This is a genomic window from Roseburia sp. OM03-7AC (assembly GCF_003462625.1).
GTDB lineage: Bacteria > Bacillota > Clostridia > Lachnospirales > Lachnospiraceae > Roseburia_C > Roseburia_C amylophila.
Map to the genome: position 1 here is coordinate 19,556 of NZ_QTZJ01000006.1, position 21,780 is coordinate 41,335.

Genomic DNA, 21,780 nt, shown 5'->3' on the forward strand with positions numbered 1-21,780 from the left:
AAGCCATGGCAGACGAGAAGAAAGCATTTGAGGTAGAAATCATTACCCCGGAGCGAATCTTTTATACCGGGGAAGCAACCATGATAGAATTCAATACAACAGAAGGAGAAATCGGTGTCTATCCGGACCATATTCCGCTGACAACGGTGCTTGCTCCCGGTGTTGTGACCATTACCAATGGCGAAGATGTAAAAGAAGCTGCGGTTCATGCAGGCTTTGCAGAGATTTTGGGCGATAAGGTAACACTGCTGGCAGAGATTGCCGAGTGGCCGGATGAAATCGATGAGAAGCGTGCCGAGGCAGCAAAAGAGCGTGCCGAAGCCCGTATTGCAGCTAAGGCTGCAGATACAGATATGCTTCGTGCGGAATTTGCATTGCGTAAGGCGTTGGTGCGAATTGAAGTGAAACACTAAAAACGGTGTATACAAAAGATAAAAAATGATGTAAGGAAGATACCCTCTTTACCGTAGAAACCGGCAGAGAGGGTATTTTTTACTTTACAGGAAATTACTTTCCTGTAAAGTAAAAAACGCTCCGCGAGGATGCACACTGCGGCGTATAAGGTAGATGTCGCAAGCGACCGCCGCAGGCGCGAGAATGTGCCGAGGCACATTCTTTGTTTCCTTTACAGGAAATTGCTTTCCGGTAGAGTGAAAAAGGGGGATATGTTTTAAGAAAGGTTTCTACATAGTTTATAATAATTTAAGAAAATATTTATACCATACCATAGGGGAAAGCTATATAATGAATTTCAAACAGAATGAAAAGGATGAAGAAACAGTTTATGAGTGAAAACAGAATGCCGGAAGAAAAACGTATCCTGCGGGGATTATCAAAGGAAGAAGTAGAAGAACGCTTTATAGAAGGATTTGTAAATAAAACAGACATCAGCACGGAGAAGAGTGCAAAGGAAATCGTAAAGTCCAATGTATTTACATACTTTAACTTTATTTTCTTAGTCATTACGATTCTGCTTTGTGTGGTCGGTTCTTTCCGGAACCTGACTTTCCTGCCAATCATCATCGGAAATACGCTGATTGGAATTATTCAGGAATTGCGGGCGAAGAAAGTCTTAGATAAGATGAGTCTTCTGAATGCACCCCATGCCATTGTTATCCGGGATGGAGAGCAGAAGAAAATTTTATCGGAGCAGCTGGTGAAGGATGATGTCATTTTACTGACTGCAGGAACCCAGATTTGTGCAGACGCCGTTGTTCTGGAAGGTACGATTCAGGTAAATGAATCATTGCTGACCGGAGAAGCCGATGAAATTGAGAAAACACCGGGAAGCAGGCTGATGTCCGGAAGCTTTGTGGTATCAGGAGAATGTTATGCGAGACTGGAGAAGGTAGGAAAGCATTCTTATATTTCCAGGCTGACTGCAGAAGCAAAAGCGATGGGAAATGAAGAACAGTCCGAGATGATTCGCTCTATTAACCAGTTGGTAAAATGGATTGGTATTGTGATTATTCCGATTGGAATCATTTTATTCTGGCAGGGCTATATCGTAAATGGAGAGACTTTCCAGAAGAGCATCGTTTCCATGGTGGCAGCAATTATCGGAATGATACCGGAGGGATTATATCTTCTGACGACCATTGCCCTGGCACTTGGAACCATGCGTCTGGCAAAGCGGCATGTACTGCTCCATGACATGAAGAGTATCGAAGCACTGGCAAGAGTTGATGTGCTCTGTGTCGATAAAACCGGAACCATAACGGAAGCCGGTATGGAAGTGGCAAAAATTGTTCCGGCGAAGGATGCGGAAAATACGTTTCTTCAGTCTCTGCTTCGGGATTATGCGTCAGCAGTGCCGGATAATAATGCTACTATGGAAGCAATTCGTGATTATCTGGAGCGGAAGGGCAAAGATAAGGATAGAGATAGTGATACCGATAACGATACCGACAGCAATAAGGATAAAACAGTGGAAGTACAGACCTTTATGGCTGCCCGGCGGAAAGCACTGGAGGTTATGCCGTTTACTTCTGCAACAAAATACAGTGGCGTTGTATTTGAGGACGGAAAATATCTTCTGGGTGCGCCGGAATTTGTCATGGGAAATGCCTTTGAAGAAATTGCAGATGAAATTAGGGAATATACGAAAAAAGGTTATCGTGTGCTTTTGCTGGCAAAATATCCGGGCAGTGATATCAAGGGAACCCTGACCGAAAAACCGGAGCCGCTGGGTTATGTGATTCTTTCCAATCCAATTCGTGAAAATGCGAAGAAGACCTTTGGTTATTTTAAGACTCAGGGTGTAGCAGTGAAAGTAATTTCCGGTGATAACCCGGAGACCGTATCCGAAGTGGCACGATGTGCCGGAATCGAGCATGCGGAGAAATATGTGGATGCAGGCACACTGGATACCGATGAGAAAATTTATGATGCGGCAGACCGCTATACCGTATTTGGACGGGTAACTCCGAAACAGAAGCAGAAGCTGGTACATGCATTGCAGGATGCGGGACATACCGTAGCAATGACCGGCGATGGAGTTAATGATATTCTGGCAATGAAGGATGCGGATTGCAGCGTGGCAATGGCGTCCGGAAGTGAAGCAGCAGCGCAGGCGGCACAGGTAGTTCTTTTAGATTCCGATTTTGCCCATATGCCGGATGTGGTATCAGAAGGACGGCAGGTAGTAAACAATGTGCAGCGTTCTGCCAGCCTGTTTCTGGTAAAAAATATATTCTCACTGTTAATGGCAATCTTTGCAGTGGTATCGACAATTACTTATCCGTTAGAGCCGGCACAGATTTCCCTCATCAGTATGTTTACCATTGGGGCACCGGGATTCTTACTGGCATTGGAGCCAAACCGCAACCGTATTGAAGGACGGTTTTTACGGAAAGTATTATTAAAAGCATTTCCGGCAGGACTGACCGATGTATTAATCGTTGGTTCGCTGGTAGTCTGTGGAGAAGTATTTTCTATACCTGCCTCCGATGTGGCAACTGCATCCACCATGCTTTTATGTGTTGTAGGATTTATGATTCTGATTAAAATCAGCCATCCGATGAATAAGTTTAAATATGGAATTTTAATTTTTAATATCGCCGGGCTGCTTTTCTGCGGCATCTGCTTAAACCAGTTATTTGCCATGAGCCAGATGTCTAAGATTAGTATTCTTCTGATGATTGTATTTGCTTTTGCTGCAGAGTCACTGTTCCGTTACCTGACAATCGGGGTGGAAGGAATTGCAAAATTCATCAGTTCACGGGCACATCGCGGTGCTCCACAGAAGTAGAGAATACAATTAGTGTTTTGGTTCGTCCGAAATGCTGCAGTTCGTTGATGAAGTGGTCAAGCTGGATGGTAGTCTGAAACATGACTTCCACCAGCATGGCATAATCACCGGTGACACAATTACATTCAATCACATTGGGAATTCTATCGATGAAAGGGTAGAATTCCTTTTTTTGTGCCGGTTCCACCTCAAGATTAATGAAAGCCTTAATGTGATAGCCAAAGAGCATGGGATTTACAGTGGCATGATAGCCGGTTAAAATCCCTCGTTTTTCCAATCGCTCAATCCGGGCAGAAACCGCCGGGGAAGATAAAAAGACTTCCTTTGCAATATCCTTGACCGGAGTGCGGGCATTTTCCTGTAAGATCCGGATGATGCTTTTGTCAATGTTGTCTAATTCTTTTTCCATAGAGGCTCCTTTCGTTTCCTGAAAAATACAGTTGATGTAAAAAATGAATTTATCTGCAAATATAATGCTGAAAAATGACAAATGAAATAGCAGGTAAAGTAATATATAAAATTTTGTAGCCGGTGAATATCAAATGGCAGGCAGCTGCAGAAAATATCCTCCTGCCTCTGCAGGCAGATATATTTATGACACGGTTAGAGGCACTTGGCATTTTGTAGAAACATAGGCAACGCTGGTGCATGGACGCACCAGCGAGGCACAGATGAACATGGATGTGAATTTGTGCCGGTTGCCGGTTATTTTTCTATTCCTATCAAAATGCCTTAGTGCCCCTTGCCGTGGAATACATATCTGCGCAGAGGCAGGAGAATATTTTGCTGTATACACTGTCTGGATTTTACACATACAAGTATGTTGGCTTATTTTCAAGTATTATATCATACCTCTATTTTGTTGAAAAGACAGACACTTAAGAAAATAAAAAAAACAACAAACAATATTAAAATAATTAATCAAAACTACACTAAAAACAAATATAAAGCATGTTTTGACTTAAAACTATTTACCTTCTGGTCAAAGAGTGCTAGTCTTGGACAGAACCAAAAAACAAAAAATAAAAATTGAAAACAAACCCTTGTGACAATGGCGTCAGGACAGGATAAGACTGTCTTGACGCTATTTGCGTTACTAAGTAGGGTTAAAAAAATAGGAAAGAGAGAGGGAAACATCATGACAGAAGAAATGCGTATGGAATCCGATTCAATTGGAACAATGGAAGTGCCAAAGGAGGCTTATTATGGCGTACAGGCTTTGCGGGCAAAACAGAATTTTCCGATTACAGGACAGCGTCTGCATCCTGCATTTATCCGCAACCTTGCAAAAGTAAAGAAGGCAGCGGCACAGAGTAATCGGAATGCGCTGGCTCTTCCGGCAGATAAGGCAGAAGCAATTATAAGAGCCTGTGATGAAGTGATTCGTGGATGTTTTGCCGATGAATTTATTGTAGATGCTATTCAGGGTGGCGCCGGAACCAGTGCCAATATGAACATGAACGAGATGCTGGCAAACCGTGCCAATGAATGGATGGGAGGAAGAAAAGGTGATTATAGCCGGATTCACCCGAATGACCATGTGAATATGTCCCAGTCCACCAATGATGTGATTCCAACAGCCGGAAAACTTACGGTGCTGGAACTGTTAAAACCGTTGCTGGCAGAACTGGATGAACTGGAGAGGGAGCTTCGGATTAAAGCAGCAGAATTTGATGGAATCTTAAAAATGGGAAGAACGCAGCTTCAGGATGCAGTGCCGATGCGCCTCGGACAGACCTTTCATGCCTATGCAACCATGGTAAAACGTGATTATGAGCGGCTGAAAGAAGTAAGATGTGAAATGTTTACTGTAAATCTGGGGGGGACCGCAATTGGAACTGCCATCAATGTTTCTCCGGCATATTTATCTAACGTGGTGCCGACACTGGCAAAGATAACCGGTTATCCACTGAAGCAGGCAGAGGATTTATTTGATGCTACAGAGAATCTGGATGGATTCGTGATGGTATCCGGTGCACTGAAAGCATGTGCCGTAGACCTTTCAAAAATGTGTAACGATTTAAGACTGTTATCCTCCGGACCAAGAACCGGGTTTGGTGAAATTAACCTTCCGGCAAGACAGAATGGTTCTTCTATTATGCCGGGCAAAGTAAATCCGGTTATTCCGGAAGTGGTAAGCCAGGTAGCGTTCCATGTCATTGGAAATGACACAGCAATTACCATGGCGGCAGAGGCAGGACAGATGGAACTGAATGCTTTTGAGCCGGTGGTATTTTACAGCCTTTTTGATTCCATTGACACTTTAAAAGAAGCGGTTGAGACACTGACAAAAAATTGTATACATGGAATCACAGCCAATGAGGCACACTGCCGCAGTCTGGTAGACAAGAGTGTTGGGATTTCCACAGCACTTTGCCCGTATCTTGGATATAAGGAATCTGCCGATATCGCAAAGACAGCACTCCGGGAGAACAAGAGTATAAGAGAAATCGTTCTGGAACGGAAACTGATGAGCGAAGCAGATTTAGAGCATGTGCTGAATCCGGAAATGATGACAGAAGTACATTTTGAACAGAGAAAAGCAATGTAGCCAATATAAAAATAACAGAAGCAGCGTCACGATTGAGGAAAAGCGAAAGTTTTATTCCACGAAACCGGATGCTGCTTTTTTTCTGGTGGAATAATAGAAGAAAATTCAAACCTGCATGCAGATTTAATGAGTGCTGCAATGATTTTAAGAACGCACAAAGATACAAAACAGTCTGCGTTTTATTGAAAAAAGCGGCGGATTATATTATGATATGAAGTATAAAAAGTGTGTAAATAGTAAGTAAAAACAAGTAGGAGGAAAGCATATGGAAGCGTCCAAAGTATACTATACCAGTTTTAAAACCAGCGGCTCAGAAAATTTGTTGCAGAAGCTGCGTCGCCTTTGTATTACAGCTGGAATGAAAAATATTGATTTTGAAGATAAATATGCAGCAATTAAGATTCATTTCGGAGAGTTAGGAAATCTTGCATTTCTGCGTCCGAATTATGCCAAAGTAGTGGTGGATCTTGTAAAAGAATGTGGAGGAAAAGCATTTCTTACGGATTGCAATACCCTTTATGTAGGAAGCAGAAAGAATGCACTGGATCATATGGATACAGCATATGAAAACGGATTTACACCATTTTCCACCGGATGCCATGTGATTATCGCAGATGGGCTGAAAGGAACGGACGAAGCACTGGTTCCGGTAGATGGGGAATATGTGAAGGAAGCCAAAATCGGAAGAGCCGTGATGGATGCAGATGTATTTATTTCCCTGACACATTTTAAAGGACATGAGGGGGCCGGATTTGGCGGTGCTTTAAAAAATATCGGAATGGGCTGTGGGTCCCGTGCCGGAAAAATGGAAATGCATTGCTCCGGCAAACCGGCGGTAGACCAGAGCCTGTGTGTAGGCTGTGGAGCCTGTGTAAGAATCTGTGCCCATGATGCACCACATATCACAGATGGCAAGGCAGGTATTGATGAAAATAAATGTGTGGGCTGTGGCAGATGTATCGGCGTATGCCCAAAAGACGCAGTCAATCCAACCAACTGGGATGCATCCAATCTTTTGAATTACCGGATTGCAGAGTATTCCAAGGCAGTCTGCCAGAACCGCCCGTGTTTCCATATTTCGCTGGTATGTGATGTGTCACCGAACTGCGACTGCCATGCAGAAAATGATATTCCTATCATCCCGGATGTAGGAATGTTTGCATCCTTCGATCCGGTAGCACTGGACATGGCATGTGCAGATGCCTGCAATAAGCAGCCGGTAGTACACGGCAGTGTATTGGAAGAACAGATGCAGCATGTTCATGAGAAAGACCATTTTCATATGGTGCATCCGGATACCAACTGGGAATCCTGTGTAGAGCATGCAGAAAAAATCGGACTTGGAACCCGGAACTATGAGTTAATTCAGATTTAATTATTTTGCTGTAGAAGTGATTAGAGGCAGGGTCATTTGGAAACAGAGCGATTATGGTGTGTGTTTAGAGGGATACTTCCGGCAGTTCGACTGAATATAGATACCATTTATGCAGTCAGTTAGGGACTCTTGGAATTTCGGCAGAAACTGGCAACGCCAGCACAGGGAAGTGCCGGCGAGGCGCAGATGAACATGGATGTGAATTTGCGCCGGTTGCCATATCATATAGTAAGTATAGCGAAATTCTTAGAGTCCCTTGCTGACGGAATGTAGGTATCTATAACAGCCGGACAGACGGAGGTATCTGAGAAAATCCACCTGATAACCCGGACACCAAAAACCTGCCTCAAATCACACCGGAAACAAAAAATAAAATATAAAATACAAAGGAGAATAATATGAGGGGACAAAAAATAAGAGCAAAGCTACAAGCACTATTACTGGCAGCATGCATGGGGGTATGCAGTCTGCAGGTAACAACAGCATCCGCAGCAGAAGAAAAGCCGAAGTCGGTGGATATCGTATTTACCCATGATACCCATTCCCATTTGAACAGCTTCCGTACGGTAGTAGATGGAGAAAATGTGGAAGCAGGCGGATTTGCACGAATCAAAACAGTCATTGATGAGAAGAAGGAAGAAAATCCGGATACGCTGGTGGTAGACGGTGGAGATTTTTCCATGGGAACACTGTTCCAGACAGTTTATGAAGAAGAGGCATCTGAACTTCGGATGTTAGGCTATCTTGGCTATGATGCAACGACCCTTGGAAACCATGAATTTGATTATCGAAGCAAAGGCTTAGCGCAGATGCTTGATACAGCGGTGGCCAGCGGTGATGTAGTGCCGTCCCTGCTGGTCTGTAACGTTGACTGGTCAGAGATGAATGATGAGAGACAGCTTTTAAAAGATGCCTTTGATCATTATGGTGTAAAGGATTATGAAGTCATCGAGAAGGGCGGTGTAAAAATCGCATTGCTTGGAGTATTCGGCAAGGATTCCCTTTCCTGTGCACCAACCTGCGCACTTGAGTTTAAAGATCCAATCGAGGCGGTGAAGGAGACTGTGGCAACCATAAAGGAAAAAGAAGATGTGGATATGATAGTCTGCCTCTCCCACAGTGGAACCAGTGAAGACCCAAAGAAATCCGAGGATGAACTTCTTGCAAAGGCAGTGCCGGAGCTGGATGTTATCATCAGCGGACATACCCATACCACATTGGAAGAGCCGATTATACAGGGAAATACTGCAATTGTTTCTGCCGGAGAGTATGGAATCAATGTTGGAACCATGCATTTAGCACAGAATAAGGAAGGACGCTGGGAGGTAGAGGATTATAACCTGATTCCGATTCGCCCGGATATTGAGGCAGATGAGGCGGCCCAGGAGAAGATAGATGCTTTTGAAGCCAATATTGATGATACTTACCTGAAACAGTTTGGATACACTGCTTCTGAAGTATTGTGTGAAAATGATTATGAATTTGCATCTGTAGATGATTTGTATGAGGAACATACGGAGCACAATCTGGGGGATCTCATGGCGGATGCTTATATTTATGGGGCAACCCATACGAAGGATTATGACGGCGAAGAAATTGATGTGGCAGTCGTTCCAAGCGGAACTGTCCGTGATACCTATGTGCCGGGGGATGTTACGGTAACAGATGTCTTTAACTCCTTTTCCCTTGGAATCGGGGCAGATGGCGTGCCGGGTTACCCGCTGATTAAGGTATACCTGACCGGAAAAGAATTAAAAACGGTAGCAGAGATTGATGCTTCCATTTCCGATTATATGACAACAGCAAGACTTTACTGCTCCGGACTGAATATGACCTATAATCCGAACCGTCTGATACTAAACCGGGTAACAGATGTATATCTGACGAAGGATGATAAGAGAGAAGAAATTGAAGATGACAAATTATACTGCGTCGTAGCTGACCTTTACAGCGGCCAGATGCTTAGTGCAGTAACGGATATGTCATATGGGCTACTTTCCATTGTGCCAAAGAATGCAGACGGAAGTAAAGTAGAAGATTTTGAAGACTGCATTATTTATGATGGTGACCAGGAATTAAAGGCATGGGTATCCATTGCCCGCTATATGGAATCCTTTGAAGAAGGAGAAAATGGTATTGCAGAGATGCCGGAATATTATAACGGACTTCATGACCGCAAGGTGGTAGATGATGATAAGAGCCTTGGCGCAAGACTGAAAAATCCGAATAAATATGCAGCAATGATTGTGGGAGTTGTTCTTGTGGTACTCCTTGTTCTGATTTTCATAATCGTATTGATTGTCAAAGTCATACGCCGCATCTGTAGAAGAAAATTGAAAAAAAGTTAACACATGAGTGGAAGTGTGGTATGCTATAGAACAGATGAAAAAAGTTTGGAGTAGTTAGAGAGTGCGAGATAAGTTTGACTTAAAAGAATTGACAAATGAAATACCTTTGGGAGAGTTCTTAAAATATGATGAGCCGATTCTGGTATCAAGAACTAATGCGGTAAGTGGAAAATTGCTGCTGGCTTCGGAAATGTCGAGATTTAACACGGTAGGTTATGATTGTGCAGCTGTCTGTATCAATGATATGTATGCCATGGGAGCAAAACCGCTTCTTTTTTATGACAATATTTCCTGTGCCCGTCCCAAGTTTGAATATATCCGGGACATGGAAGAGGGTATGGAAAATGGCTGCCGGCAGGGAAATGTGACTTATGCCGGAAGTGAAATTAAGGAGCTTTCCGATATTTTCTCTTATGACCAGTATGATCTGGTTGGCTTTATTGCCGGAGTTGTAGAGAAAAAGAAGAAAATAGGAATAGCACAGGTGAAAGCTGGAGATGTTATTATTGGACTTCCATCCAATGGACTTCATAATAACGGCTATGTGGCAGCCCGGAGAAAACTATATCTGACGAAGACTTCTATGGAAATCTATTATGAATCATTAGGTTCTACGTTAGGAGATCTGCTTCTGGCACCGACCCGTATGTACCGGGATGCCATGGAAGCATTGCTTCAGAGTGAGATAGAAATTAAATCCTGCGTACAGGTGGCTCATGGAGGTATTGATAAGGCAGTACATACTCTGATGCATAATGCTGCCGGCGCAGTGATAAAGCAGCGGGAAGAAGATATTCCACCACTTTACGATATGCTGCATAAAGATGGTAATATCAGCAAAGAGCAGATGAGAAATATTTTTAATATGGGAATTGGAATGCTGATACTGGTGGCAGAAGAAGATACAGACCGGGTGGTAGAACTGTTAGAAGCAGCGGGAGAAGAACCGGTGGAATTAGGTCTTGCAGAGACAGGCTCGGACATTGTACGATATATATAGCCAAGGTGAAGGGAGAATATCATGAGTACACAGGACAAACTGGAGAGGGTATTACGGGATATACATGTATTAATATCCAGAAGTGAACTTTATGACAATACCGGTGAGAAGATTATTGTTGAGAAGAAGAAAATGTTTGAATATCTCAATCATCTGAATGCCTGTATTTACGAGATGATGGATGAATATGAAGTGACGCAGCAGAGCAGGGACAAGGCAGAACGGGAGGCACGCAAAAAAGGCGATGCCATGATTTTTAAAGCAAGCCGGAATGCTGAAGATGTCTATGCAGCCGCTGTGTTGTATACCGATGATGCCCTTCAGCGGGTACAGCATATTATGCAGGATACAACAGATGCCCTTCAGGATATTCTGAAGAAGGCCCAGGATGATATGAAGACCCAGAAGGTGGTTATCCGGGAGAACCAGTCAGAGCTTAAGAGCCAGCTTCAGGATATGGTAGATACCGAAAAGTATCTGAAATTAATCGAAGAACGTAACCACGAACTGGAAAAGGAACGTGAAAAAGAGAAGAAAGAGCCGAGGGAAGAAAAGAAATCCTCATATCAGGCAATCAAGCCGGAAATCCGGATTAATCCGGAATACTTTAAGAAAGCCGGAATTCCTTTAGAGGATGAAGAACCGGAGGAAGATGCGGCCGAAGGAAAGAAAGAGATTCCGGAAGTTACGGTGGATCTGGATGCAGAGTACTTCAAGTGGAAAGCAAAAGAAAAAGATAACAAAAAGAAATAGAACTACGTAAACCAAATTGCAGGAAGGACTTTAGAGAAGTTCCTCCCTGCAATTTTTTAATTTGTCATATGTGGCAAGAATATCCACATTTCCTTTTTCCAATTGTTTTTTAATAATCTCAATATAGATGACGCCTTTGTTTATTAATTTTTCATCACCGCTGTTGATGCAGGATTCCAGATAAGCAAAGAGTGGATTCTGAGTTTCGCAGTTGGCGGCAAGTTCAGCGAGTACTTCTTTGCTGGTAGATAACTCTACCAGATTAATTGGCTCGGTCTGGATAATAAACCCGCCGGATAATTCCTCCGAATAGAAGGTATCGTCTTCTTTGGCAGTATGAATAAAAGGAAGCAGGCTGGATTTACGCAGGGTGCTGACCTGATGCAGATTGGCAAGTTCTCGTATCATGCGGTAGAGAATGAAACCGGCAGCAATTCCATAGAGAATGAGAAAATACATCTCACTGGTGAGCACCGCAAGCTTCCGGTAACCGATAATGCCAATGACAATCAGGGCAAGCAGGCAGGCACAGGGGCGGAACCACAGGCTGCTGATTAATGCTTTCCGGAAGGAGGATAAATCTTTTTCCTTTAAAGGAATAAAGGTATAATGCTTCTTCATAAACAATCCTTTCAAAAATAATCAATCATAAAACAGATATTTTCACAACAAAATGCTATGAAAGTAACGAATTTAATATAGTATAACACAATTTTAAAGGTTTTTTAAGAAAAGTACGCTTTTCCTATTAAGAAAAATCTGATACGCTATAGATAATTATGAGGTAGTTTATGTGTTCGCAGTATGAAGTATTCAAAAATCAGTAAAGATAGAGCATGAGGACAGGAGGACGAAATGAATATACTGGTATGTGATGATGATAAAGAAATTGTAGAAGCAATCGAGATTTACCTGCAACAGGAAGGCTATCATGTCTTGAAAGCATATGATGGAGAACAGGCACTGGATATGCTTAAGAAAAATGAGGTGCATCTTCTGATTATTGATGTCATGATGCCGAAACTGGATGGTATCCGGGCAACTTTAAAGATTCGGGAGGAAAGCAGCATTCCAATTATTATTTTATCAGCAAAATCCGAGGATTCTGATAAAATCTTAGGACTTAACATCGGTGCTGATGATTATGTGACCAAGCCATTTAACCCGCTGGAACTGGTAGCAAGAGTAAAATCACAGCTTCGCCGTTATACCCAGCTTGGCAATGTCAGCGAAAGCAATGAGACAGTATATCAGGTTGGCGGTCTTATGATTAATGATGATTTGAAAGAAGTCACCGTGGATGGTGAATTAGTGAAGCTTACTCCGATTGAATATAATATTCTTCTGCTTCTGGTAAAGAATCAGGGTAAAGTATTTTCTATTGAACAAATTTATGAAAATATCTGGAATGAAGATGCAATTGGTGCAGATAACACCGTTGCTGTTCATATCCGTCATATCCGTGAAAAGATTGAAATTAATCCGAAGGAGCCAAGATACTTAAAAGTGGTATGGGGCGTTGGATATAAAGTTGAGAAGAATTAACGAAGGAAAGCAAATATGAAGAACAGACACTATGGAAATGTATGGAAAAATACCATTATTCTCCTGCAGTTACTGTTTTCTGTCCTGCTGCTGATGTCCGTCTTTATGGTAGCGGCATTAAACGGAAAGCACATGATAGACATGGATAATCTGACGAATCAGAGCTATGTGGATTCCAGTTACTACAGCTATGTCTATGAACAGAAGGTAACGGAACTGACTAATTTCTTAATGACCCGGAAAAATTTTGAGACCAACGGGGAATACGATTCAGAGAAACCGGTCAATGTTATCAAATACGCAAGAAGCGGCATTATCCGTAATGATACAGAAGAAAGCTATACCATGACACTGGTGAGGAATGGTGCTTCAGCATACTGGATGTATGATGACAGCAGTATCTCCAACGCAGAAGAATATGACGGGGAAAATGACAAGGCACAGTTTGAAAATTATACCTTAAGTGATCTGGTGGCATGGTCGAAGGAAGGCTATGTACAGTATTCCGATAAAATCGAGGAAAAATATCTGCCACAGAGCGGTATTTCCATTGCCCAGGGCATACAGGAGGGCAGGCTTACGGAAGAGGAAGGCCAGGAGCTGTATCAGGCACTGGCAAAGACCTTGGATCGTATCGGCCAGGAAGAAACTGCCTACCGGAAAGCACTGAATGAATTTGATGATTCTGAGACGAATTTATCTTATGTCTTTATTGAAAATGAGCAGGTTATCTACACAAATATGTTAGAGGATACGGAAGAAGATATTACCTCTTATGTATTCGGAGACAAAGCACATAACCTTTTGGATTACGGAAAAGAAAAGGGAAGTTATCTCTACTGTAATGATAAGGATTTGAAATTCCGCAGCAATGTAAAAGGAATGGAAGATTATTATTACAAATACATCGACGGAACCATGTCCGGCATTGGAAATAATGCAGTCTTTTTGGTAGCGGTAGATACCACATTTCCAAATGAAGATGGCTTTACAAAAGCAAAATCAGAATTTATGACGCTGCATCCCTGGGGCATGATTTCGATTGTAACCATTGTGGTAAGTCTCTTAGGCTGGATTGTAACACTGGTTTATCTGACTCTGGCAGCAGGACGCAATCATATGGATGATAAGATTCATCTGAACTGGATTGACCATATTAAGACAGAATTTTTCTTTTTGATATTTATTGTATTTTCTGTACTGATATTGGTTTTAAGTTTTTCTGCGGCATCCTATGAGTGGGATATTCCGGGAATGCTTGTGGTAGTAGGCGTGATTTCCTTTATCTATGACGGCGTGTTCCAGATTTTCTATACCAGTGTTATAAGGCGTATGAAAGCCGGCGTGTTCTGGGAATACAGCTTTACCAACTGGGTATATGTCAGCACTTTGCGGGTACTTGGAACATGGAAAGCATCGGTGCGTGTCATTGTTACCTTTGTATTTAATGCGTTGTTATTTTTGTTTTTGGCGTATCAGTTCTTTACAAGAAGACATTTGTTAGGTGGAATTCTTCTGGCACTTCAGATTATTGTTATCGGTGTAATCTATCTCCGGGATGTAGTACAGAAGCAGGAAATCATGAAGGGAATCAGACAGATTACGGAAGGAGATTTATCCTATAAGATTCCGTTAGAGCATCTTCACAGCGACAGCAGAAAGCTGGCAGAGGCAGTAAACAGCATTGGAGACAGCCTGCATCTTGTGGTGGAAGAGAATACCAAAAACGAGCGTATGAAGGCAGACTTAATCACCAATGTATCCCATGATATCAAAACACCGCTGACTTCTATTTTGAATTATGTAAACCTTATGAAAATGGAGAAGCCGGAAAGTGAGCGGATGCAGAATTATCTGAATGTACTGGAAGAAAAATCCCAGCGGTTAAGGCAGCTTACAGAAGATCTGGTAGAGGCATCGCGAATCAGCTCCGGAAATATTACACTTCAGATGACAAGAATTAATTTTGTGGAACTGATTTACCAGACTGCAGGTGAATTTAATGAGAAATTCGAAGCCAAGGATTTGACCACGATTACAAAGCTGCCGAAGGAATCCGTTGTCATTATGGCGGACGGCAGACGAATCTGGCGCGTGGTAGAGAATCTTTATAACAACGTGGCAAAATATGCCATGGCACACACCAGAGTCTATGTGACCATGGAGACATCAGAGCAGAAGGTAATCTTCTCTATTAAAAATATTTCCGAGCAGCCACTGCATGGAAGTGCGGCAGAGCTGACGGAGCGTTTTGCAAGAGGAGACGAATCCAGAACCACGGAAGGAAGCGGACTGGGACTTTCCATTGCCCAGAATCTTACCACGATTATGGGCGGAACCTTTGAAGTAACTCTGGACGGTGATTTATTCTCTGTTACCATTACCTTTCCACTGGCATAATAAGGAACCTTGCAAACCGTGGGGAATCCTTGAAAAGGGTTGATTTTTAACAGACGTTTCTTTATAATAACGAATTAGAAAAAGAGTATCGGCGGTGGCTTTTTCCCCGCCGATTTCTTCCTATATAGGAAGAGGTATAAAATAGTAATCAGTTCAGAAAACAGGAGGAAACATTCATGAAGTTACATGAGACAGGGGCATATCTCGTAAACGGATGTACCGTAGTAGAAGACAATAGCGAAGCATCCGCAGCTATTGCATCCATGACAGGCACTGCGGTAAGCAAAGAAGAAGCAGCAAAAAATACCATTGCATACGGTATTTTAAAGGACCACAACACATCTGGCAGCATGGAGAAGCTGAAAATCAAATTTGATAAGCTGACTTCCCATGACATTACATATGTTGGAATTATCCAGACAGCCAGAGCATCCGGACTGGAAAAGTTTCCAATTCCTTATGTACTGACCAACTGTCATAACAGCCTTTGTGCAGTAGGTGGAACCATCAACGAAGATGACCACATGTTTGGACTGACCTGTGCAAAGAAATACGGCGGAATCTATGTACCACCTCATCAGGCAGTTATTCACCAGTTTGCCCGTGAAATGCTTGCAGGCGGCGGAAAAATGATTCTTGGTTCTGATTCCCATACCCGTTACGGAGCACTGGGAACCATGGCAATGGGCGAAGGTGGACCGGAGCTTGTAAAACAGCTTTTAGAGCAGACTTATGATATCAATATGCCGGGCGTTGTAGCCGTATATTTAACCGGAGAACCGGTAAAAGGCGTTGGGCCGCAGGATATCGCACTGGCAATCATCGGTGAAGTATTTGCCAATGGCTATGTAAAGAATAAAGTAATGGAATTCGTAGGACCTGGTGTTGCAAACTTAAGCGTAGATTACCGTATCGGCGTAGACGTAATGACCACAGAGACTACCTGTCTTTCCTCTATCTGGGCAACTGATGAGAAAGTGAAAGAATTCTATGACATTCACGGAAGAGTAGAAGAATACAAAGAATTAAATCCGGGACAGGTTGCTTACTATGATGGCATGATTGAAATTGACTTAAGCACCATCCGTCCAATGATTGCAATGCCATTCCACCCAAGCAATACCTATACCATTGAAGAACTGAATGCAAACCTTATGGACATCTTGGATGACTGCGAGAAGAAAGCACAGGTAAGCTTCAATGGAGCAGTAGACTTAAATCTTAAGGATAAAGTCCGCAATGGAAAACTATATGTAGACCAGGGAATCATCGCAGGCTGTGCCGGTGGTGGATTTGAAAATATCTGTGATGCAGCAGACATCTTAGCGGGAAGCAGCATCGGACCGGATGAATTTACCCTAAGCGTATATCCGGCAAGTACCCCGATTTACATGGAACTGGTGAAAAACGGAGCTGTAGCAAAATTAATGGAGACAGGAGCAATCGTTAAGACTGCATTCTGCGGACCATGTTTCGGAGCAGGAGATACACCTGCTAACAATGCATTCTCCATCCGGCATTCTACCAGAAACTTCCCGAACCGTGAAGGCTCCAAGGTACAGAACGGCCAGATTGCATCCGTAGCATTGATGGATGCCCGTTCTATTGCAGCAACCGCAGCAAACAAGGGATATTTAACCGCAGCAACTGATGTGGATGTAAACTTCAGTAAGCCGAAATATTTCTTTGATAAGACCATATATGAGAACCGTGTCTTTGACAGCCATGGTGTAGCAGATCCATCCGTAGAAATCCAGATGGGACCAAACATTAAAGACTGGCCGAAGATGGTAGCATTAACCGATAACCTCATCTTAAAGGTAGTATCCGAGATTCATGATCCGGTAACTACAACCGATGAGCTGATTCCTTCCGGAGAGACATCTTCTTATCGTTCTAATCCACTGGGACTGGCAGAGTTCACACTTTCCAGAAAAGACCCTGCATACGTTGGACGTGCCAAAGAAGTACAGAAGGCAGAAGCAGCAAGAGAAGCAGGCGAAGAACCATACGCAGTGCTGCCAGAATTAAAGGCAGCTGTAGATGCAATCCGTACACAGTTCCCGGATATCAATGAAGAGAATACCGGAATCGGAAGTACCATTTTTGCAGTAAAACCAGGCGACGGTTCTGCCCGTGAGCAGGCAGCATCCTGCCAGAAAGTATTAGGCGGCTGGGCAAACATTGCCAACGAATATGCAACCAAGCGTTATCGTTCCAACCTGATTAACTGGGGTATGCTTCCATTTATCATCAAAGAAGGAGAACTGCCATTTGCCAACGGAGACTATCTCTTTGTACCGGAAATCCGCAAAGCAGTAGAAGAGAAAGCTCCGGAAGTAAAAGCGTATGCCGTAAAAGACGGACAGTTAACCGAGTTCTCATTAACCTTGGGTGACCTTACTGACGAGGAGAGAGAGATTATCCGTAAAGGATGCCTCATTAACTATAACCGGAAATAAAATTCCGGAAAAAGAAGGAGAACGGAATGGAAGAAGATAAGAAAAAGAGCGGGAAAACAGAACATGGGATGCGCTGGTACATCAGCCTTGCAGTGCTGGTATTTGTACTGTTCTGCTGCTGCACAATGTTTTTCTTTATGATATACCGGTACAATGGTGTCTCAAAGGGCTGGGACACTATAATGAGGGTATTACAGCCGATTACCTTCGGACTTGTGATTGCATACCTCATTAATCCAATTATGAAATTCTTTGAAAAGCATTTGCTGCATTTCTTAGAACCAAGAGTGCAGAAAGAGAAGAAGTGCAGGAAGATTGCAAGGAGTATTGCAACCGGTGGAGCCGTAGTTGTCTTTGTATTAATTGTAATCCTGTTGTTTGCCATGATGATTCCGCAGTTAATCAGTAGTATTTCTGGAATGGTAAATTCCCTGCCAAAGCAGGTGGATTCATTTATTGACTGGTTCAATGGACTGACAAATTCAGATAATGAAATCATACAGTCATTAGAAACGAACATGATGGATATGGTAACGTACCTTGAAAACTGGGTAAAGGAGTCTTTCCTGCCAAACATCCAGACCTACATTACATCTATTACCAGTGGTGTAATCAATATGGTTAAGGTGCTGATGAATGCAATCATCGGACTTATCGTATCCGTTTATGTGCTGATGACCAAGGAGAAATTTATCGGTCAGTCCAAAAAGATTGTATATGCCATTTTCAAACCGATGCGGGGCAATGTAATTATTGACACCTTCCGGAAGAGTAATGAAATATTCGGTGGATTTATTTCCGGTAAATTATTGGATTCCGCCATTATCGGTGTATTGTGTTATATCTGTCTTCTGATTATGAAGATGCCATATACCCTGCTGGTTTCCGTATTCGTGGGATTGACCAACATTATTCCGTTTTTTGGCCCTTTTATCGGAGCAATACCGAGCGTTATTATCATCGCACTGGCAGATCCGATTAAGGGAATCTATTTCCTGATATTTATATTTATTTTGCAGCAGGTAGATGGAAATATTATCGGACCGAAGATTTTAGGAGATTCCACCGGACTGAATTCCTTCTGGGTGGTATTTGCCATCATGGTAGGCGGCGGACTCTTTGGAATCGGTGGAATGATTCTTGGTGTTCCGACCTTCGCAGTCATCTATTATATTATCGATAAGACCGTGGATTACTGTCTGCGGAAACGAAAGCTGCCGGAGGATACGGACGAATATATCCGCCTGGAAAAAGTCGATGAAAAGACCAATGAAATCGTACATCTGGAGGAGCCGGTAGAGGAAGCCTCTGAGAAAAAGGAACTTCATATTCCATCCTTAAAGAAAAAAGAGAAAAAGTAAATTCTGGTAAGGAAATAAAAAATCCGGAGAATCATAGCAGATAAAATGTTATGATTCTTCGGATTTTTTACTTTATAGGAAATTGCTTTCCTGTAAAGTAAAAAACGCTCCGCAAGGCTGAGCACTGCGGCGTATAAGGTAGATGTCGCAAGCGACCGCCGCAGGCGCGAGAATGTGCAAGGTACATTCTTTTTTAAACATGAAAAAGTCCGTCGTGCCGGTTCGATTATTTTTGACAGAAGGCACCCCTTATGGTACACTTAAAACAATAATTGGGGTCAGTATACCCTGACGAAAAAAGATGAATTTAAGTTTACTTGAAATAGATATTGAGGTGACATATTTTGGATAAATATGAATACAAATTAAAACTAGATGAAATAAAAAATCTGATGGCGAAGAAGCAGTATACAGAAGCTGCTGAAATTGCTGACAGTATCAACTGGCGAAAGGTCCGTAATGTCAACGCACTGATGAAAGCCGGAGATATTTATGCACAGATTGGTCGTTATGATGAAGCAAAAGAGATCCTTCTGATGGCATATGACCGTTCTCCGATCGGACGAATGATTATCTATAAGCTGGCAGAGATTGCCATTAAAACCAAGGAATTTGATGAAGCACAGGAATATTATGATGAGTTTGTAGAGATTGCACCCCATGATAATTTGAAATATATTCTCCGTTATGAGATGAATAAAGCAAAGGGTGCAGGACTGGATGTTTTAATTCAGATTCTCGAAGAATTAAAGGAACAGGAATATACCGAGAAATGGGCATTTGAATTGGCATATTTATATCATCAGGCGGGACGCAGCGAAGAATGTATCAATGCCTGTGATGAACTGATTCTCTGGTTTGGTGATGGTCCATATGTAGAGAAAGCACTGGAATTAAAGATGCTTTATCAGCCATTAAACCGGGCACAGGAGGACAAGTACCGCCAGTTTAAACAGCGTAAGGACGGAATCGTGGAAGTGCGGCCGGAGGATTATCTGGAATCCGGTGAGATTATCAAGGAGCCGGTACAGATTAAACCGGTAACCACCAATGCAGAGAAGTTTAATACGGTAAACCTGCAGGAAGAATTAGCCCGCAGCATGCAGCAGATTATGAATGCCACAGAGAAGGAAGAAGTGGCAGATACCATGCAGGGCATCAAGAAAATTGTAGAAGAGATTCCGTATCTGCAGCTTCCGCAGGATGAAGAAGCACAGAAGGAGCGTTTTGCGGATATCCCAACCGATGAAGAAATCGATGGCTCCCTGAAAATTAATTTCCAGGAGATGTTAGGCGAAGATTATGATGGTCAGATGCGTATGGTAGTCCCGGAGAAGAGTGCATTAGAAGCACAGATTACCGGACAGATGAGCATACAGGATATTTTAGAGGAGTGGGAGAAGACCAAGCGTGCCGCAGAGAAAGCATTACAGGAAGCGGAGCAGCAGAAGTTAGAATCTGCCAAGGCAAAGGCATTAGCAGAAGCCGGAGATATCATGGAGCGTCTTGCAGATGTAATTCCGCAGCTGGATGCAGGACTTACCTCCAAAGAATTATTAGAAAAAGAATATTTAGGCAAGCTGCCGGAGGAAGAAGCCGGACAGCTTGTTGCCAATATGAATGATATTTTGCAGCAGCAGATTGATTCCATCAGTCAGGCAAATGCGAAAATCGATGAATTCCTAGCTGCCGGTGTACCGGGACAGAACGGAGAGGCGGCTGGCACAGAAGAAATGACAGAACTTTCTCCGGAAGAAGAACTCCCAGAGATTGCACTGCCGGACGATATAGCAGAAGAAGTGGCAGCAACAGAAGCAGAGGAAGTATCCGATGCTGCAGAAGAAGTCTTACCGAATATACAGTTAGAACCGGAAGCTGAGACAGAGGATGCAAAGCCGGAGGAGAAACTTCCGGAGATTGCAGAGCCGGATTTAGATGAGGATAACATCGGAGAGAGAAAACCGATTACCCATCTTTCCAAGGAACAGAAAGCTATCTTTACTTATTTTGTTCCGGTATCCGGAATGGAGCCGCAGATTTGTCAGGCAATGGAAGGATCAATTGAACATTTAGAAAAGGGAATTAAAGGTGGCAACATCCTGATTCAGGGAGCAAGAGGAAGCGGTAAGACCGTACTTGCCACCGCACTGGTGAAGGCAATCCAGAATGAAATCGGAAAGCCGGGCAAGCGTGTCGGAAAGATAGATGCCGTTTCATTAAATCAGAAAAATATCCCGGAGCTTTTAAAGAAAGTTGCCGGTGGATGTCTTATTATAGAAAAAATCGGAGGAATCAGCCGGGAGACAGCTGTGAAATTATCACTGGCATTAGAAGCGGATGACACCGGAATCCTTGTAATCGCGGAAGATACCAGAGAGGGTATCACCAAAGCAATGGGACGGGATGAATCTTTTGCAAAAAGATTTACCGAGAAGATTACACTTCCGATATTTACCAGTGATGAGCTGGTATCCTTTGCAAAATCGTATGCCCACGAACTGACCTATGAAATAGATGAGATGGCAGTTCTTGCTCTATACAATAGAATTAGCAATATTCAACGCTTAGACAGAGCGACCACACTGACCGAGGTGAAAGAAATCGTGGACGAAGCAATTGCCAATTCCGAGAAATTCAGCATTAAGAAGGTATTTTTCTCAAAGAAATACAAAGATGATGATTATGTCATCCTTCATGAAAAGGATTTCGAAGAATAGGAAAGAAAGAAATGAGGT

The 21,780-nt window shown here is 42.8% G+C and carries 15 protein-coding genes; 13 read left to right on the top strand and 2 right to left on the bottom strand.

The window, feature by feature from the left end; genetic code table 11:
- The first annotated feature begins 5 nt into the window (after positions 1 to 5).
- Together atpC and DXB39_RS11275 are read left to right on the top strand one after the other, a co-directional pair.
- Complete coding sequence (gene atpC, locus DXB39_RS11270; protein WP_022242845.1) at positions 6 to 413, top strand: ATP synthase F1 subunit epsilon; 408 nt, start codon at positions 6 to 8, stop codon at positions 411 to 413.
- 371 nt (positions 414 to 784) lie between these two features.
- Positions 785 to 3,250 (top strand): cation-translocating P-type ATPase, encoded by a 2,466-nt coding sequence (locus DXB39_RS11275; RefSeq protein ID WP_243006024.1) that lies wholly within the window; start codon positions 785 to 787, stop codon positions 3,248 to 3,250.
- Here the strand turns inward: DXB39_RS11275 and DXB39_RS11280 are convergent.
- Entirely contained in the window at positions 3,213 to 3,659 is a 447-nt protein-coding gene (locus tag DXB39_RS11280; RefSeq protein WP_022242847.1) for an Lrp/AsnC family transcriptional regulator, read from the bottom strand. The genes DXB39_RS11275 and DXB39_RS11280 overlap by 38 nt on opposite strands.
- Positions 3,660 to 4,388: 729 nt before the next feature.
- On the opposite strand from DXB39_RS11280, the gene DXB39_RS11285 reads away from it, so the two are divergent.
- From DXB39_RS11285 to DXB39_RS11305, 6 genes are all read left to right on the top strand, one after another.
- Positions 4,389 to 5,801, top strand: coding sequence for an aspartate ammonia-lyase (locus DXB39_RS11285; protein ID WP_117841867.1), 1,413 nt, complete (start codon positions 4,389 to 4,391; stop codon positions 5,799 to 5,801).
- A gap of 265 nt (positions 5,802 to 6,066) precedes the next feature.
- Positions 6,067 to 7,176, top strand: a complete 1,110-nt coding sequence (locus tag DXB39_RS11290; protein ID WP_117841868.1) for a DUF362 domain-containing protein — start codon at positions 6,067 to 6,069, stop codon at positions 7,174 to 7,176.
- 129 nt (positions 7,177 to 7,305) lie between these two features.
- A complete protein-coding gene (locus DXB39_RS14790; RefSeq protein WP_158565991.1) occupies positions 7,306 to 7,449 on the top strand; it encodes a hypothetical protein in 144 nt (47 codons plus the stop codon).
- A gap of 125 nt (positions 7,450 to 7,574) precedes the next feature.
- Positions 7,575 to 9,524: a bifunctional metallophosphatase/5'-nucleotidase gene (locus tag DXB39_RS11295; protein ID WP_117841869.1), complete on the top strand. Its 1,950-nt coding sequence runs from the start codon at positions 7,575 to 7,577 to the stop codon at positions 9,522 to 9,524.
- 61 nt (positions 9,525 to 9,585) lie between these two features.
- The gene (purM, locus tag DXB39_RS11300; protein ID WP_117698887.1) at positions 9,586 to 10,524 is read left to right on the top strand and encodes a phosphoribosylformylglycinamidine cyclo-ligase; all 939 of its coding nucleotides are present in this window, start codon (positions 9,586 to 9,588) and stop codon (positions 10,522 to 10,524) included.
- Between the two features lie 21 nt (positions 10,525 to 10,545).
- The gene (locus DXB39_RS11305) at positions 10,546 to 11,277 is read left to right on the top strand and encodes a hypothetical protein (RefSeq protein ID WP_117698888.1); all 732 of its coding nucleotides are present in this window, start codon (positions 10,546 to 10,548) and stop codon (positions 11,275 to 11,277) included.
- A gap of 30 nt (positions 11,278 to 11,307) precedes the next feature.
- On the opposite strand, the gene DXB39_RS11310 is transcribed toward DXB39_RS11305, so the two are convergent.
- The gene (locus tag DXB39_RS11310) at positions 11,308 to 11,898 is read right to left on the bottom strand and encodes a hypothetical protein (protein WP_022242853.1); all 591 of its coding nucleotides are present in this window, start codon (positions 11,896 to 11,898) and stop codon (positions 11,308 to 11,310) included.
- 234 nt (positions 11,899 to 12,132) lie between these two features.
- On the opposite strand from DXB39_RS11310, the gene DXB39_RS11315 reads away from it, so the two are divergent.
- The 5 genes from DXB39_RS11315 (at position 12,133) to DXB39_RS11335 (ending at position 21,762) form a co-directional block, all read left to right on the top strand.
- A complete protein-coding gene (locus DXB39_RS11315; RefSeq protein WP_022242854.1) occupies positions 12,133 to 12,822 on the top strand; it encodes a response regulator transcription factor in 690 nt (229 codons plus the stop codon).
- Between the two features lie 15 nt (positions 12,823 to 12,837).
- Positions 12,838 to 15,222, top strand: coding sequence for a sensor histidine kinase (locus DXB39_RS11320; protein ID WP_117841870.1), 2,385 nt, complete (start codon positions 12,838 to 12,840; stop codon positions 15,220 to 15,222).
- Positions 15,223 to 15,398: 176 nt separating this feature from the next.
- Positions 15,399 to 17,684, top strand: coding sequence for a hydratase (locus tag DXB39_RS11325; protein ID WP_022242856.1), 2,286 nt, complete (start codon positions 15,399 to 15,401; stop codon positions 17,682 to 17,684).
- A 26-nt stretch (positions 17,685 to 17,710) separates the two neighbouring features.
- Positions 17,711 to 19,045 (top strand): AI-2E family transporter, encoded by a 1,335-nt coding sequence (locus DXB39_RS11330; RefSeq protein WP_243006025.1) that lies wholly within the window; start codon positions 17,711 to 17,713, stop codon positions 19,043 to 19,045.
- A gap of 344 nt (positions 19,046 to 19,389) precedes the next feature.
- Positions 19,390 to 21,762: a tetratricopeptide repeat protein gene (locus DXB39_RS11335; RefSeq protein WP_117841872.1), complete on the top strand. Its 2,373-nt coding sequence runs from the start codon at positions 19,390 to 19,392 to the stop codon at positions 21,760 to 21,762.
- The last annotated feature ends 18 nt before the right edge of the window (positions 21,763 to 21,780 follow it).